We start from the raw sequence: 14,852 nt of genomic DNA, 5'->3' as shown, positions 1-14,852 counted from the left end.
GTGTGGCTTGCGCAGGCTCGGATGTTGTTGGGGCGGTTGAAATAGATTTCTTCTACACCCTCTCGGACACGGCCAAAAAATTCCCAGCCTCTGAGCGGCCGGCGCCTTTACCTTCGCTTTAGGCTACGGCGGCGCTGGCCGTCTCCTGCTGCTGTGCAGCGGCAAGGGACCCTGCCGGTCCGAATCGGTACACCCCTTTGGCGTCCATCACCCGGTCGAAGCGCCCATCGAGCCACAGCAGGTGCAGGTGGGCGAGCGCCTCGCCCAGCGCAAAGGTCATCTGGTGCGGGTCGAGCGGGCGCTTGAACATCACCGGCAGCACGTCGGTGGCCGACAGCGGGCCGCTGCGGCTGGCCTCCAGGATTTCCTGCAAGCGGTCCTGGTGGTGGCTTTGCAGCTGCCCTATGCGCACGTGCATGCCGGTAAAGGGCTTGCCGTGCGAAGGCAGGGTCAGCGTATCCGCCGGCAGGTCCAGGTAGCGCGCAATCGAGCTGAGAAACAGCCGCAGTGGGTCGGCTTCGGGCTCGGCCGCATGCACGCTCACATTGGTGGAGATGCGCGACAGCACCATGTCGCCGCTGATCAAGACCGACAGCCCGGGGCAGTGCAGCGCGATATGTTCGGGCGCATGGCCATAGCCGCTGATGCAGTTCCAGGTGCGCCCGCCGATCTCGATGGCATCGCCGTCCATCATGCGCCGGTAGGTGGTGGGCAGGTCCGGCACCAGCGAGTGGTAGTAGGAGCCACGGCCGTGCACATGGCTGAGGAACGCCTCGTCACGCGCACCGTGCGAGGTGTAGAAGTCGGTCCCGGCCTCGCCACTGAATCCGTCGCGGCTGCCGATCGCTGCGCGTGCAGCGTAGTAGTCGGTGGCACTGATCCACAGGCGTGCATTCCAGCGCGCGCACAGCCAGTGCGCCAGGCCGATGTGGTCAGGGTGCATGTGCGTCACGATCACACGCAGCACGGGCAGCCCGTCCAGGCTGGAGGCGAACACGTCCTCCCACTGTGCACGCGTGAGCGGGTTATCGATGCAGCAGTCCACCACCGTCCAGCCGTCCACCAGGGTGTTGGCCACGCGCTGGCGGTCGCGCAGCAGCCACAGGTTGATGTGGTCCAGCGCAAACGGCAGCCCCATGCGGATCCAGCGCACCCCTAGTGCCACGTCCATCGCCACCCCGGGTGCGGGAAGGGTGTCGCCCATGGGGTAGGTGATTTGGTGTTCGAGGGGGTTCATGCGGTGCCTGCTTGGGTTAGCATTGACGTTAACGTAAACGTCAGATTCACTGCATTGTAGGGACGGTTCGCGAAGCGACTGTCGCCAGTGCGAAACCTGCATTCTCCCGACAGCCCCATGGCCACCTCCTACACCATCAGTGACCTCGCCAAAGAGTTCGACCTCACCACGCGTGCCATGCGCTTCTACGAAGACATGGGGCTGCTGCAGCCCGAGCGCACCGGCCCGGCCGGGCGCAACCGCATGTACAGCGCGCGCGACCGCACGCGGCTGCGACTGACCCTGCGCGCCAAGCGACTGGGCTTGTCGCTGACCGAGGCCAAGGAGATCATCGACCTCTACGACAGTCCGCGCGACACGGGCGCGCAACTGCGCAAATTCCTCGAGGTGCTGGGCTTGCACCGCAAGCAGTTGGAGGAGCAGTTGGCCGACCTGCAGGCCAACCTGGAAGAGGTGGAAGAGCACGAGCAGGAGGCCCGGGCACTGCTAGACAAGGTGGAGCAGCAAAAATGAGCCATAATTGACGTTTACGTAAACGTCAACCAATTTCCTTCCAGGAACCTGCCGTGACCAGCCCAGCTTTCGAGGTAAGAAGCCCGCGCTATGCGGACCGCGTGAGAGACAGCTTTGCGCTGCAGGGCGCCATGCAGACGCTGGGTGCGCGCCTGGCCCGCATCAAGCCGGGTGCGGTGGACATCGAGTTCGATTGGGCTGCCAGCCTCACGCAGCAGCACGGTTTCCTGCATGCCGGCATGGTCGCCACAGCGCTCGATTCCGCCTGCGGCTATGCGGGGTTCACTTTGATGGGCGACGATGCGTCAGTGCTCACCATCGAATTCAAGATCAACCTGCTGGCCCCTGCCCAGGGCGAGCGCTTTCGCGTGGAAGGCCGGGTGCTCAAGCCCGGCCGCACCATCACCGTGACCGAAGGGCGCGCCTATGCCCTGGGCGCCCAGGGCGACAAGCTGGTGGCCACCATGGGCTGCACGCTGATGGCCGTGACCGGCCGAGACAACATCCGTAACTGAGACGTTCGTACCCCGAATCCGCATTACTTCCTACCAGGAGACAAACCATGAGCATCCCCGCCAACCTGCCAGGCCTGAACTTCCAGGTGGGCGAAGACATCGACGCGCTGCGCGACGCCGTGCGCGATTTCGCCCAAGCCGAGATCGCCCCGCGCGCCGCCGAGGTGGACAAGAATGACCAGTTCCCCATGGACCTGTGGCGCAAGATGGGCGAGCTCGGGGTGCTGGGCATCACCGTGCCCGAGCAGTACGGAGGTGCCGCCATGGGCTACCTGGCGCACATGGTGGCCATGGAGGAGATCTCGCGTGCAAGCGCTTCCGTGGGCCTGTCCTACGGCGCGCACAGCAACCTGTGCGTGAACCAGATCAACCGCAACGGCAGCGAGGCGCAGAAAGCCAAGTACCTGCCCAAGCTGATCAGTGGCGAGCATGTGGGTGCGCTGGCCATGAGCGAGCCGGGCGCCGGCTCCGACGTGATCAGCATGAAGCTCAAGGCCGAGGACAAGGGCGGCTACTACCTGCTCAACGGCAGCAAGATGTGGATCACCAACGGCCCCGACGCCGACACCCTGGTGGTCTATGCCAAGACGGAGCCTGAGCTGGGCGCGCGCGGCGTCACCGCCTTCCTGATCGAAAAGGGCATGCCCGGCTTCAGCGTGGCGCAAAAGCTCGACAAGCTCGGCATGCGTGGCAGCCACACGGGCGAGCTGGTGTTCAACAACGTCGAGGTGCCCGCCTCGCAGATCCTGGGCGGCCTGAACCAGGGCGCCAAGGTGCTCATGAGCGGGCTGGACTACGAGCGTGCGGTGCTGACCGGTGGACCCCTGGGGATCATGCAATCGGTGATGGACAACGTCATCCCTTACATTCACGACCGCAAGCAGTTCGGCCAGAGCATCGGCGAATTCCAGCTCATCCAGGGCAAGGTGGCCGATATGTACACCGTGCTCCAGGCGGGGCGCTCGTTTGCCTACACCGTGGCCAAGAACCTGGACATGCTGGGGACCGACCATGTGCGCCAGGTCCGCAAGGACTGCGCCAGCGTCATTCTCTGGTGTGCCGAGAAGGCCACCTGGATGGCGGGCGAGGGCGTGCAGATCTTCGGCGGCAACGGTTACATCAACGAGTACCCCCTGGGGCGCCTGTGGCGTGATGCCAAGCTGTACGAGATCGGCGCGGGAACGAGCGAAATCCGCCGCATGCTGATTGGCCGGGAGCTGTTTGCCGAGACCTGCTGAGCCTGCGGGCCGATTCCACCTTTTTGAGAGCCAGAGACCCATGTCCACATCCATCGAAGAACTCTTTGTCCACAACCGCGCATGGGCGGCCCAGATGGAGCGTGAACGCCCTGGCTTCTTCACCGGCCTGCTGGCACAGCAAAAGCCCAAGTACATGTGGATCGGCTGTTCCGACAGCCGCGTGCCGGCCAACCAGATCACGGGCCTGGAGCCCGGCGAAGTCTTCGTGCACCGCAACGTGGCCAACGTGGTGGTGCCTACCGACCTCAACTGCCTGTCCACCATCCAGTACGCGGTGGACCAGTTGCACATCGAGCACCTCATGGTCGTGGGCCACTACGGCTGCGGCGGCGTGCTGGCCGCACTGGAAGGCACGCGCGTGGGCCTGGCCGACAACTGGATCCGCCACGTGCAGGACGTGCGCGACCGCCACCGTGAGCTGATCGCCGCCACCGCACCCGAATGGCGCCACGACGTGCTGTGCGAGCTCAACGCCATCGAGCAGGTGGTCAACATCGCACAGACCACGGTGATGCTCGACGCCTGGGGTCGCGGCGACAAGGTCACCCTGCACGGCTGGTGCTATGGCCTGAAAGACGGGCTCATCAACGACCTGCACATGACCATCGCCGGCACCGAAGGCCTCGACTCACTGTACAGGGCCGCCATTGCCGGCGTGGCCGCCACCCAGCGGGGCTGAGCCTACAGGCTCTGCAGGATCGGTAGGCAGACCATGTTCCCACAACGACTCGACTCGCCCCAGGCGTACGACATCGCCAAGGCGATGATGGATGGTTTCAACCGCCACTACCGCCTGTTCCGCACCGAGTCCGCGCGGGCCAAGCACCGCTTCGAGACCGCTGACTGGCATGGCCAGCAGCGCGCCCAGCGCGAGCGCATCGAGTTCTACGACCTGCGCGTCAAGGAGTGCGTGCGCCGGCTCGAAAAGGAATACGACGCGGGCACCCAGCCCATGGACGTCTGGCACCAGGTCAAGCTCCACTACATCGGCCTCCTGGTCAACCACCACCAGCCAGAACTGGCCGAGACCTTCTTCAACTCGGTGACCTGCAAGATCCTGCACCGCACGCACTTCCACAACGACTTCATCTTCGTGCGGCCCGCAGTCAGCACCGAGTACATCGAGAACGAAGAGCCTGCGGCACGACCCACCTATCGCGCCTACTACCCCTCGCGCGAGAGCCTGCACGACACGCTTACCCGCATCATCGACAACTTCCAGCTGCAGGGCAGTTTCGCCGACCTGCCGCGCGACACCGGCCATGTGCTGCGCGCCATGCAGGGCCGCCTGGACAAGGTGCGCCTGCGCGCCAACTTCCAGATCCAGGTGCTGGCCAGCCTGTTCTTTCGCAACAAGGGCGCCTACGTGGTGGGCAAGATCATCAACGGCTTCCAGGAAGTGCCGTTCGCCCTGCCCATCCTGCACGACGACGAGGGCCACCTGTATATCGACGCGGCCCTGTTCGGCGAGGACGATCTGCAGATGCTGTTCAGCTTTGCGCGCGCCTACTTCATGGTGGACATGGAGATACCGAGCGCCTACGTGCAGTTCCTGCGCAGCCTCATGCCGCGCAAGCCGCGCGCCGAGATCTACAACGCCCTGGGCCTGGCCAAGCAGGGCAAGACGCTGTTCTACCGCGACTTCCTGTACCACCTCAAGCATTCGAGCGACCGCTTTCGCATCGCGCCCGGCATCAAGGGCATGGTCATGCTGGTGTTCGACCTGCCGTCGTTCCCCTTCGTTTTCAAGCTCATCAAGGACTTCTTTCCGCACCAGAAGGAGACCACGCGCGAGCAGATCAAGGCCAAGTACCTCCTGGTCAAGCAGCACGACCGCGTGGGGCGCATGGCCGATACGCTGGAGTACAGCGAGGTGGCCTTTCCGCGCGACCGCTTCGACGACGAGCTGATCGCCGAGATCCAGAAGTTCGCACCCAGCCAGCTCGAGATCAGCGACCGCGACGGCGATGGCCAGACCGAGGTCATCATCAAGCACCTGTACATCGAGCGGCGCATGATCCCGCTCAACATCTACCTGCAGGAGGCCTTCGACACCGGCCTTTCGGACAACCGCGCGCGCCAGCAGATGGAACACAGCGTCATCGAATACGGCAATGCCATCAAGGACCTGGTGGCCGCCAACATCTTCCCGGGCGACATGCTGTGGAAGAACTTCGGCGTCACGCGCAACGGCAAGGTCGTGTTCTACGACTACGACGAGATCGAATACCTCACCGACTGCCACTTCCGCCGTGTGCCCACGCCGCGCAACGAGGAAGAAGAAATGAGTGGCGAGATCTGGTACGCCGTGGGACCGCGCGACGTGTTTCCCGAGACCTTCGGCCCCTTCCTGCTGGGCAACGACGCCGTGCGCGCCGTGTTCATGCAGCACCACGCCGACCTGCTGGACGCCGCGTTCTGGCAGTCGCACAAGGAGCGCATCCAGGCGGGCCATGTGTACGACGTGTTCCCCTACGACACCGACCGGCGCTTCACGGGCGCCCCGCGCGACTGACGAGCCAGCCCTTTCAGCCCGTGGCATCCCACCGCAACCCTAGCGATTCACTCCCCCCACCTTTCAGGAGACAACACCATGAACCAGGACCCCATTGTCATCGTCGGCGCCGCACGCACCCCCATGGGCTCGCTGCAGGGCGATTTTTCCAGCCTGTCCGCCCATGACCTGGGCGGTGCCGCGATCAAGGCCGCCATGGAGCGCGCCGGTGTCTCGCCCGACGCGGTGGGCGAAGTGCTGTTCGGCAACTGCCTGATGGCCGGCCAGGGCCAGGCGCCTGCGCGCCAGGCGGCTTTCAAGGGCGGTCTGCCCAAGGGCGCGGGTGCGGTCACCCTGTCCAAGATGTGCGGCTCGGGCATGAAGGCGGCCATGATGGCGCACGACATGCTGCTGGCCGGCACGCACGATGTGATGGTGGCCGGCGGCATGGAGAGCATGACCAACGCCCCCTACCTGCTGCAGAAGGGCCGCGGCGGTTACCGCCTGGGCCACGACCGCATCTTCGACCACATGATGCTCGACGGGCTGGAGGACGCCTACGAGGCCGGCCGCTCCATGGGTACCTTCGGTGAAGACTGCGCCGCCAAGTACCAGTTCACGCGCGAGCAGCAGGACGCATTCGCCACCGCCAGCGTGCAGCGTGCCAAGGCCGCCACCGAGTCGGGCGCGTTCGCGGCTGAGATCGTGCCCGTCACCGTCAAGACCCGCGCGGGCGAGACCGTGGTGTCGGTGGACGAAGGCCCGGGCAAGGTCAAGCTCGAAAAGATCGCCAGCCTGAAGCCCGCCTTCAAGAAGGACGGCACCATCACCGCTGCATCGAGCTCCAGCATCAACGACGGCGCCGCCGCGCTGGTGATGATGCGCGAATCGACGGCCAAGAAATTGGGCTGCAAGCCCATCGCCCGCATCGTGAGCCATGCCACGCACGCGCAGGAGCCCGAGTGGTTCGCCACCGCCCCCCTGGGCGCCACGCAGAAGGCGCTGGCCAAGGCCGGCTGGGCAGTCGGCGACGTGCAGCTGTGGGAGATCAACGAGGCCTTCGCCGTGGTGCCCATGGCGCTGATGAAGGAGCTCGACCTGCCGCACGACAAGGTCAACGTGAACGGCGGCGCCTGCGCCCTGGGCCACCCCATCGGTGCCAGCGGCGCGCGCATCATGGTCACGCTGATCCATGCGCTCAAGGCCCGGGGCCTCACCAAGGGCCTGGCCACGCTGTGCATCGGTGGCGGCGAGGCCACGGCCATGGCGCTGGAACTGGTCTGATTTCGGCCAGCATATTCGGCCAACAATAGTGCCTTCACCACCACCATCCTCCGCACCGGAGCACGCTGCCATGGAATCCAGCACCGCCGCCATCACCGCCTTCTGGCGCGAGTTCGCCGATACCGAGGCTGCCCTGCATGCCATGCCTTTGCGCGAACGTGTGGAGGAGGGCAATGTGCTGCTGGAGCGGCACCTGGAAGGCCTGGCGCTGGAGATGTCCGGTGGCGATGGGGATGCGGTGGTGGACATGATCGTCACCGCCCACGGCAGCATCGACTGCTTTCCCCTGCTGATGCAGGTGGTGGCGGCCGCGCCCAGGCTGCAGCACCACACGCTGCGGGCGTTCCGCGAGCGCACGCAGCAGCCGGACTTTCCCATCGGCATGGACGGCTTCGAGCTGTCCACCTCCGAGGTGCTGATCGCCTGCAGCCAGGACGACGGCCAGGCCGCGCTCGAGATCCGCTTCGACCGCGAGATCCCGCAGGATTTTCAGGACCATGCGCGCAACATGGCGTTCATCATGCTCGACCACGTGCTGGGCGAGTACGACTTTGCCGTGAAGGTCGGTGCCGTGGACTTCGTGGAGGAGTCTGCGGACCCGGATGCCGAGTGGACCCCGCTCAGCCTGCTGCCCCCCGTGTTCGACCGCTACTGGAGCGAAACCCTGGGGCGCACCGGCGACTTCCCCAGCGGCGAGCATGTCTGGGGGGGCATGACCCTGGCCTTTGGCGGTTCGGACGACGAAGACGCCGGCGAGCCGCAGGACACGGCGCTGGTGATGGTCAATCGCAGCGCCAACCCGGTCGCGATGCGCGCCGACCTGGCCTATGCCCTTACGCTGGACATGCCCGTCGGTGACCGCGACGAGCTTCAGGTTGCGCAGGACCTGCACGACCAGGCGGCCACCCTGCTGGAACTGTCGCAGCTGGGCATCCTGGCCTACACCATGACGCGCAGCGGGCGCCGCAAGGCCGTGTACTACGTGGGCGATGAACAGCTGGCCAAGCAGGCGCTGGCGCCGCTGCTGCTGCGCGATGAGGCCGCCTCGCTGGAAACCACCACGAGCTTCGATCCCGCCTGGTCGGGCTATTTCGAGTTCGCCATCCACTGACCAGCGCTTTCATCTGACAAGGATTCCCATCCCATGGCAACGATTCTCATCATCGGCGCATCGCGCGGCATTGGCCTGGAGTTGGCGCACCAGTACGTGGAGGCGGGCGACCGCGTGATCGCCACCGCGCGCGATGACGCCGGGCGGGAGCGCCTGCAGGCACTGGGGGCCCAGCCGCTCACCGTGGACGTGGCCAACCCCGCCAGCGTGAGTGGCCTGTCCTGGCTGCTCGATGGCGAGAAGATCGACCTGGCGCTGTACGTGGCGGGCGTGATCCGCCGGCCCAACGCGCTCACGCCGCCCACGCAGCAGGATTTTGACGCCGTCATGCACACCAACGTGCTGGGTGCCATGCAGGCCCTGCCTCAGGTAGCGCCGATGGTGGCAGACGCGCAGGGCGTGTTCGCCTTCGTGTCCAGTTCCATGTCGCAGATCGGCAGCGTGGACGACAGTGGCTCCTGGCTCTACCGCACCAGCAAGGCCGCGCTCAACATGGCCGTGGCCTCGGCCCAGCACGACTACCCGGGCGCCACCCTCGTCACCATCGACCCCGGCTGGGTGCAGACCGAGATGGGCGGCGGCGAGGCCCCGCTCACGGTGCAGGAGAGCGTGCGCGGCATGCGTGCCACCCTGGCCAGCGTGACCGATGCCGACAAGGGGCGCCTGCTGCACCATGACGGCCGGCGTGCTGCGCACTGGTAGCCGTGCCCGCCTTTCTTCCTTTCCAACAACAAGTGCTTTCGGAGACCCCATGCTGCTGACCCAAGACCAGGAAATGATCCGCGACGCCGTGCGCGATTTTGCACAGGCCGAGCTGTGGCCCCACGCGGCACGCTGGGACAGGGAGCACCACTTTCCCAAAGAAGCGCACCAGGGCCTGGCCGCACTGGGTGCCTATGGCATCTGCGTTCCCGAAGACCTGGGCGGCGCGAACCTCGACTACGTGACCCTGGCCCTGGTGCTCGAAGAGATTGCTGCGGGTGACGGTGGCACCAGCACCGCCATCAGCGTGACCAACTGCCCCGTCAACGCCATCCTCATGCGCTATGGCAATGCGCAGCAGAAGAAGGACTGGCTCACGCCGCTGGCCCAGGGCCGCATGCTGGGCGCCTTCTGCCTGACCGAGCCACATGTGGGGTCCGACGCCTCTGCGTTGCGCACCACTGCCGTGCGCCAGGGCGACGAATACGTGATCAACGGCGTCAAGCAGTTCATCACCAGCGGCAAGAACGGCCACGTGGCCATCGTCATCGCCGTGACCGACAAGGGCGCGGGCAAGAAGGGCATGAGCGCCTTCCTCGTGCCCACCGACAACCCCGGCTACGTGGTGGCGCGCCTGGAAGACAAGCTGGGCCAGCACAGCAGCGACACGGCGCAGATCAACTTCGACAACTGCCGCATCCCGGCCGAGAACCTGATCGGCGCCGAGGGCGAGGGCTACAAGATCGCCCTCGGGGCGCTCGAAGGCGGGCGCATCGGCATCGCCGCGCAGAGCGTGGGCATGGCGCGCAGCGCCTTCGATGCGGCGCTGGCCTATTCCAAGGAGCGCGAGAGCTTCGGCACGGCCATCTTCAACCACCAGGCGGTGGGTTTTCGCCTGGCCGAATGCGCCACGCAGATCGAGGCCGCGCGCCAGCTCATCTGGCATGCCGCCGCGCTGCGCGATGCCGGGCGCCCCTGCCTCAAGGAGGCGGCCATGGCCAAGCTGTTCGCCAGCGAGATGGCCGAGCGGGTCTGCAGCGCCGCCATCCAGACGCTGGGCGGCTACGGCGTGGTGAACGACTTCCCCGTCGAGCGCATCTACCGCGACGTGCGCGTGTGCCAGATCTACGAAGGCACGAGCGACGTGCAGAAGATCATCATCCAACGCGCCCTGGCCTAAGAGGCTGAGAATCTTTCGTCCATGCCCGCCTTGCCCGCCAAAACACCCCGGCTCGTTGTTACAAATGCTCGCCATAGCCCGAGCTATGGCTGTGCTTTGCGCCTAGATCCGAGGCGTTTTGACGCGCACTTCGGACACGGCCAAAAAATTCCCAGCCTCTGGGTCGCGCTCACGCGCCGGTGGGCCGCAGCCACTGCGCCAGCAGGGCGTGCAGCGTGTCGGCGTCGACCGGCTTGCGCAGCACCAGGTAGCCTTGCGCGTCGGCCTCCTGCAACTCGGGCGCATCGAACTCGCCGCTGACCATGGCGCCGTGCGCATCGGGGTATCGCTCCAGCAGGGCTCGCAGCACCTCGAAGCCGCTTTCGCCCGAGCGCAGCCGCTGGTCGCACAGAATGGCCTGCGGCGTGAACCCGGCTTCGATGTGGGCGAAGGCCTCGCTCGCGTTGGAGGCCAGGCGCACTTCCACCTCCCAGGTGCCGAGCAGTGCCGACCAGGCTCCCAGTACCTGCGGGTCATCGTCCAGTACCAGGCAGCGCCCCTGCAGCGGGCCGTGGCGCCCTTGCGCGCCCATCGGCGCCAACTGGGCGGACAGCGGCGGCGCCTCGGTGGCAGGCAGCTCGATCCAGAAGCACGAGCCCTTTCCGAGCTGGGATTGGAGGCCCTGGCGGGCGCCCATCAGTGCCACGCAGCGTGCCACCACGGCCAGTCCCAGGCCATGCCCGCTGCGGTGCAGCTCCCATGCGTGGTGGGGGCGGTAGAAGGCCTGGTAGATCTGGCCCTGCTCTTCCAGGGCCACCCCCACCCCGGTGTCCCACACCTCGATGCGCCAGTGCTGGCCACGCCGCCGCGCGCCCACCAGCACCCCGCCGTGCGGCGTGTAGCGCAGCGAGTTGTGCACCAGGTTGGCCAGTGACTGGCGCACCAGCGCAGGGTCGGCCAGCACGGTGGCCTCATGGGGCGGCCGGTGCAGGCGCAGGGCCAGGCGCCTGGCCGCCGCTTCCGTGGAGAACTGGGTCTGCAGGTCATCGAACAAGCTGGCCAGTGCTACGGGTGCGGGCCGCAGTTCCACCGCGCCCGACTCGATGCGCGACAGGTCCAGCAAGGCATCGAACATGTGGCTCACCGAGCGCATGCTGAGCCGCCACTGCGTTAGCAGGCCCTCCAGCCGCGGGATGCCCTGGCCATGCAGGGCAATGGCTTCGGCCAGCAGGCCCATCGCATGCACGGGCTGGCGCAGGTCGTGCGCGGCGGTGCTCAGAAAGCGGTTTTTCTCCGCCAGGGCCGTCTCTGCGGCGCGGCTGGCCCGGAGGTAGCGCTCGGCCAGGTCCCGGCTGCGCTCCTCAAGCACGATCTGGCGCACGAAGAAGCGGTGCGCATGGAAGGCACTGCGGTAGATCACCAGGTTCATCACCAGCGTCATGGGCAGGATGAAATACCAGTGTCCCGGAAACGACCAGGGCAAAAGCGCCAGGCTCCAGGCCATGCCGAAGAACAGCGCGCGATAGATGCCCCAGTGAGCGGTCATCTGCGCCGCATTGACGGCTGCGATGCCCATGAGGGTGGTGTGCAGCAGCAGCATGAAGTCATAGGTCGCACCTGTGATGGACAGCGCGACCGACAGGGACAGGGCCCCTCCGTGGCCCAGCGCGAGCCATTGCAAGCGTGGCTGCCAGGTGGCGAGCACCTCCATGGCCTTGCGTTCCGACTGATCCCGCAGGTAGCGGCGATGCAGCCGCCATACGGCCCACAAGGCCGGCAGGTACAGCGCCCCCCACACGAAAAGCCCTACGGGGTTTCCGCCCAGCCAGGCCAAAAGTCCTCCGAACAGCAGGCCCATGGAGGGCATGGCCATCATGCTCAGGCGCAGGCGGGCAAAGGCGGCACTGAGCAGCCGCAAACGGCCTTCGTCGCTGGGCGTGCTGGTTTCCAACAGGTGCTCTGGCGTGTCCATGCGCAACGGGCTTCGTCAGTGGCTGTACCGGGGCGCCAGCCACTGGGCCAGCACGGCATGCAGCCGGACCACGTCGAGCGGCTTGGACAGCACCAGGTAGCCTTGGTTCTCGGCCTCCTGCAGATCGGGCGAATGCAGTTCGCCGCTGACCATGGCGCCATAGGCGTCGGGGCAGTGCGCCATAAGCGCCCGCAGGATGTCGAAGCCGCTCTCGCCCGAGCGCAGGCGCTGGTCGCACAGGATGGCGCGGGGGCGAAAGCCGCCGTCCACCAGGTCCCAGGCCTCGCTGGCACAGCTGGCAAAGCGGGCGTCGATGCCCCAGGCCTGCAACAGCGCTGACCAGGCTGCGGCCACCTGCGGGTCGTCGTCGATGACCATGCAGGTGCCCGCCAGCGAACTCAGGTCGGGGCGGTCGCTGCCCTCGCCTGCGTCCCATGCCAGGCCTCTGTAGCGTGCCTGCTGGGGGTCGCTCTCGACCAGGGTGGCACGGGGCAGGTGCAGCCAGAACCGAGACCCCTTGCCCAGGCGCGAGGCCAGTCCATAGTCTGCGCCCATCAGTTTTGCGCAGCGCGCCACCACGGCCAGTCCGAGGCCGTGGCCGTTGTTGTCGATGTTCCAGGCGTTCTGCGGGCGGTAGAACGGCGAGTAGATGCGCAATTGGTCCTCCAGGGCCACGCCCACACCGGTGTCCCATACCTCGATCTGCCAACCCCCGCGGCGCGGGCGGGCGGTGAGCAGCACGCCGCCGCGTACGGTGTAGCGCAACGCGTTGTGCACCAGGTTCACGACCGACTGGCGCAGCAGGTCCGCATCGGCCTGCACGGCGGCATGGGGGCCTGGCGGGCGCACGCGCAGCCGCAGCCCACGCGTGCGCGCCTCCTCGCGAAAGAGCGCGAGCACGTCGTCGAAGAGCGCATCCAGCGCTACGGGCCCGGCATGCGCGGTCACATGGCCGCTTTCGATGCGCGACAGGTCCAGCAGCGAGTTGAACATCAGGTTCACCGAGCGCACGCTGCGCTGCAGGTCGGCCAGGGGTGCATCCAGGCCTCCATCGCGGTTGCGCCGCGCAATGGCTTCGGCGAGCAGGCCCATGGCGTGCACGGGCTGACGCAGGTCGTGCGCGGCAGTGCTCAGGAACCGGTTCTTCTCTTCCAGGGCCGCCTGGGCTTCATCACGTGCCGCCAGGTAGCGCGCTGCCATCTGCGCGCCGCGCTCCTCCAGCCGGATCTGCTGCACGAAGAAGCGGTGCGTCGTGTGTGCGTGGCGGTAGATGATCAGGCTGTGCAGCAGCGCCAACGGCAGGATGAAAGGCCAATGGTCCGGAAACACCCAGATCAGCAGGGGCAGCGATGCATTCCAGCCCGCCATGAACAAGCGCATGAACACGCTGAGCACGGGTGTCTGGAGTGTGGCGTTGCCGACGATGATGGCGGCGTTGGTCACCAGCAGCAACAGTGCGAAGTCGTAGCTCGCGTGGCCCGCCACGATGGCCATGGGCGCGGTGATGCCCGCTCCGTGCAGCAAGGCGCATGTTTCGAGCCGGGGCTTCCATTTGCGCACCAATGCCTCGGCATCCAGGCGCTTGCGGTCGCGCAGATGCAGGCGCCGCTGCACGACCATCACCCCGGCAAACAGGGCGTAGAAGCCGCACCATGCCCACATCCAGCGCGCATCGTGCCCTCGCGCATAGAACAGCGTGAGCGTCAGTGCCAGCAGCGGCAGCACGAAGATGCTGGTGAGCAGAAGGCCAAAGGTCATCTGCAGCAGGCGGGCTCGCCCCTCCATGCTGATGGGGGCGTCGTCGGACCACTCGGCCGGTGGCGCTGCCGCAGGCGAGGCCATCAGCCCGCAGATCCCGCCAGAACCAGCCTGCGCCCACGCAATTGCGTAATGGCCTCGATGCGGTTGCGTGCACCCAGGCGCTGCAGGATGGCGGTGATGTGTTCCTTCACCGTGCTCTCCGACAAGGCCAGGTCCAGTGCGATGCGCTTGTTGGGCTGGCCCAGCAGTACCAGGGCGAGGATCTCGCCCTGGCGTGCGGACAGGCCCAGCTCGGCCGGTGTCACCGGCAGCTCGCGGCTGCGCAGCCCGCCGGGCTGCACGCGACCGCCGGGTACAAACCAGGTCAGCCCGCCCAGCAGCGCATGCACGGCCTGGGCAAATGTGCCCGGGCTCTCCTGCTTGTGCACAAAGCCACGTGCTCCACCTGCGCGGGCGCGTTCGGCCAGGAGCGGGTCGTCATCGCCGCTCATCACCGCGATGGCGGTGCCGGGGCAACTGGCACGCAGCTGCGCAATGAGGCCCAGGGCCGCCCCTTCCACCAGCCAGAAGTCGATGAGGGCCAGCGCCGGTGCCCCATGCACCGCCACCTGCTGCAGGCAGTCTGCCGCATCGGTGGCCAGCCGCATTTCCATGTCAGGGCGCAGCGAACGCAGGAACTCTGCAACCCCGCGCGCCACCAGGGGATGGTCGTCAAGAATGATGGCGTAGGGGGACGTTGGAGGCATTGGGTGGGGGGAGACCGCTGTGGCAGGCAAATTCTGCCAAGTGTTCCGCAAGATGGGTGCGGCGCAAACCCTACCGGAGTAGGGTTGGCAAAAGCGCGG

Annotated in this window: 13 protein-coding genes; 9 read left to right on the top strand and 4 right to left on the bottom strand. The window is 66.5% G+C overall.

Translation table 11 applies throughout. The features are described 5' to 3' along the window. Positions 1 to 118: 118 nt before the first annotated feature. Positions 119 to 1,237 (bottom strand): MBL fold metallo-hydrolase, encoded by a 1,119-nt coding sequence (locus tag ASE28_RS26765; RefSeq protein WP_057269171.1) that lies wholly within the window; start codon positions 1,235 to 1,237, stop codon positions 119 to 121. Positions 1,238 to 1,354: 117 nt separating this feature from the next. On the opposite strand from ASE28_RS26765, the gene ASE28_RS26760 reads away from it, so the two are divergent. The 9 genes from ASE28_RS26760 (at position 1,355) to ASE28_RS26720 (ending at position 10,295) form a co-directional block, all read left to right on the top strand. Then, a complete protein-coding gene (locus ASE28_RS26760; protein WP_057269170.1) occupies positions 1,355 to 1,750 on the top strand; it encodes a MerR family DNA-binding transcriptional regulator in 396 nt (131 codons plus the stop codon). Positions 1,751 to 1,803: 53 nt separating this feature from the next. After that, positions 1,804 to 2,265, top strand: a complete 462-nt coding sequence (locus ASE28_RS26755) for a PaaI family thioesterase (RefSeq protein ID WP_057269169.1) — start codon at positions 1,804 to 1,806, stop codon at positions 2,263 to 2,265. Positions 2,266 to 2,312: 47 nt separating this feature from the next. Next, on the top strand, positions 2,313 to 3,503 hold the full coding sequence (locus ASE28_RS26750; RefSeq protein WP_057269168.1) for an isovaleryl-CoA dehydrogenase: 1,191 nt from the start codon (positions 2,313 to 2,315) through the stop codon (positions 3,501 to 3,503). A 40-nt stretch (positions 3,504 to 3,543) separates the two neighbouring features. Further along, entirely contained in the window at positions 3,544 to 4,203 is a 660-nt protein-coding gene (gene can / locus ASE28_RS26745; protein ID WP_057269167.1) for a carbonate dehydratase, read from the top strand. A 33-nt stretch (positions 4,204 to 4,236) separates the two neighbouring features. Then, the gene (aceK, locus tag ASE28_RS26740; RefSeq protein ID WP_057269166.1) at positions 4,237 to 6,039 is read left to right on the top strand and encodes a bifunctional isocitrate dehydrogenase kinase/phosphatase; all 1,803 of its coding nucleotides are present in this window, start codon (positions 4,237 to 4,239) and stop codon (positions 6,037 to 6,039) included. A gap of 78 nt (positions 6,040 to 6,117) precedes the next feature. Then, on the top strand, positions 6,118 to 7,302 hold the full coding sequence (locus ASE28_RS26735; protein WP_057269165.1) for an acetyl-CoA C-acyltransferase: 1,185 nt from the start codon (positions 6,118 to 6,120) through the stop codon (positions 7,300 to 7,302). A 70-nt stretch (positions 7,303 to 7,372) separates the two neighbouring features. After that, a complete protein-coding gene (locus ASE28_RS26730) occupies positions 7,373 to 8,413 on the top strand; it encodes a hypothetical protein (RefSeq protein WP_057269164.1) in 1,041 nt (346 codons plus the stop codon). Between the two features lie 33 nt (positions 8,414 to 8,446). After that, the gene (locus ASE28_RS26725) at positions 8,447 to 9,115 is read left to right on the top strand and encodes an SDR family oxidoreductase (RefSeq protein WP_057269163.1); all 669 of its coding nucleotides are present in this window, start codon (positions 8,447 to 8,449) and stop codon (positions 9,113 to 9,115) included. Positions 9,116 to 9,164: 49 nt separating this feature from the next. Further along, positions 9,165 to 10,295, top strand: coding sequence for an acyl-CoA dehydrogenase family protein (locus ASE28_RS26720; RefSeq protein ID WP_057269162.1), 1,131 nt, complete (start codon positions 9,165 to 9,167; stop codon positions 10,293 to 10,295). Positions 10,296 to 10,464: 169 nt separating this feature from the next. On the opposite strand, the gene ASE28_RS26715 is transcribed toward ASE28_RS26720, so the two are convergent. The 3 genes from ASE28_RS26715 to ASE28_RS26705 are packed head-to-tail and all read right to left on the bottom strand — an operon-like array spanning position 10,465 to position 14,753. Then, positions 10,465 to 12,246 (bottom strand): hybrid sensor histidine kinase/response regulator, encoded by a 1,782-nt coding sequence (locus ASE28_RS26715; RefSeq protein ID WP_057269161.1) that lies wholly within the window; start codon positions 12,244 to 12,246, stop codon positions 10,465 to 10,467. 15 nt (positions 12,247 to 12,261) lie between these two features. After that, on the bottom strand, positions 12,262 to 14,088 hold the full coding sequence (locus ASE28_RS26710; RefSeq protein WP_057269160.1) for a hybrid sensor histidine kinase/response regulator: 1,827 nt from the start codon (positions 14,086 to 14,088) through the stop codon (positions 12,262 to 12,264). Further along, the gene (locus ASE28_RS26705; RefSeq protein ID WP_082608268.1) at positions 14,088 to 14,753 is read right to left on the bottom strand and encodes a response regulator transcription factor; all 666 of its coding nucleotides are present in this window, start codon (positions 14,751 to 14,753) and stop codon (positions 14,088 to 14,090) included. Before ASE28_RS26705 ends, ASE28_RS26710 begins: the two co-directional genes overlap by 1 nt. Between the last annotated feature and the right edge of the window lie 99 nt (positions 14,754 to 14,852).

Origin of the sequence: Acidovorax sp. Root219 (assembly GCF_001428665.1) — a bacterium.
In the GTDB taxonomy this organism is placed as follows: Bacteria; Pseudomonadota; Gammaproteobacteria; order Burkholderiales; family Burkholderiaceae_C; genus Acidovorax.
The sequence above is the reverse complement of the archived record's forward strand: the minus strand, read 5'-3'. Positions and strand labels throughout refer to the sequence as shown.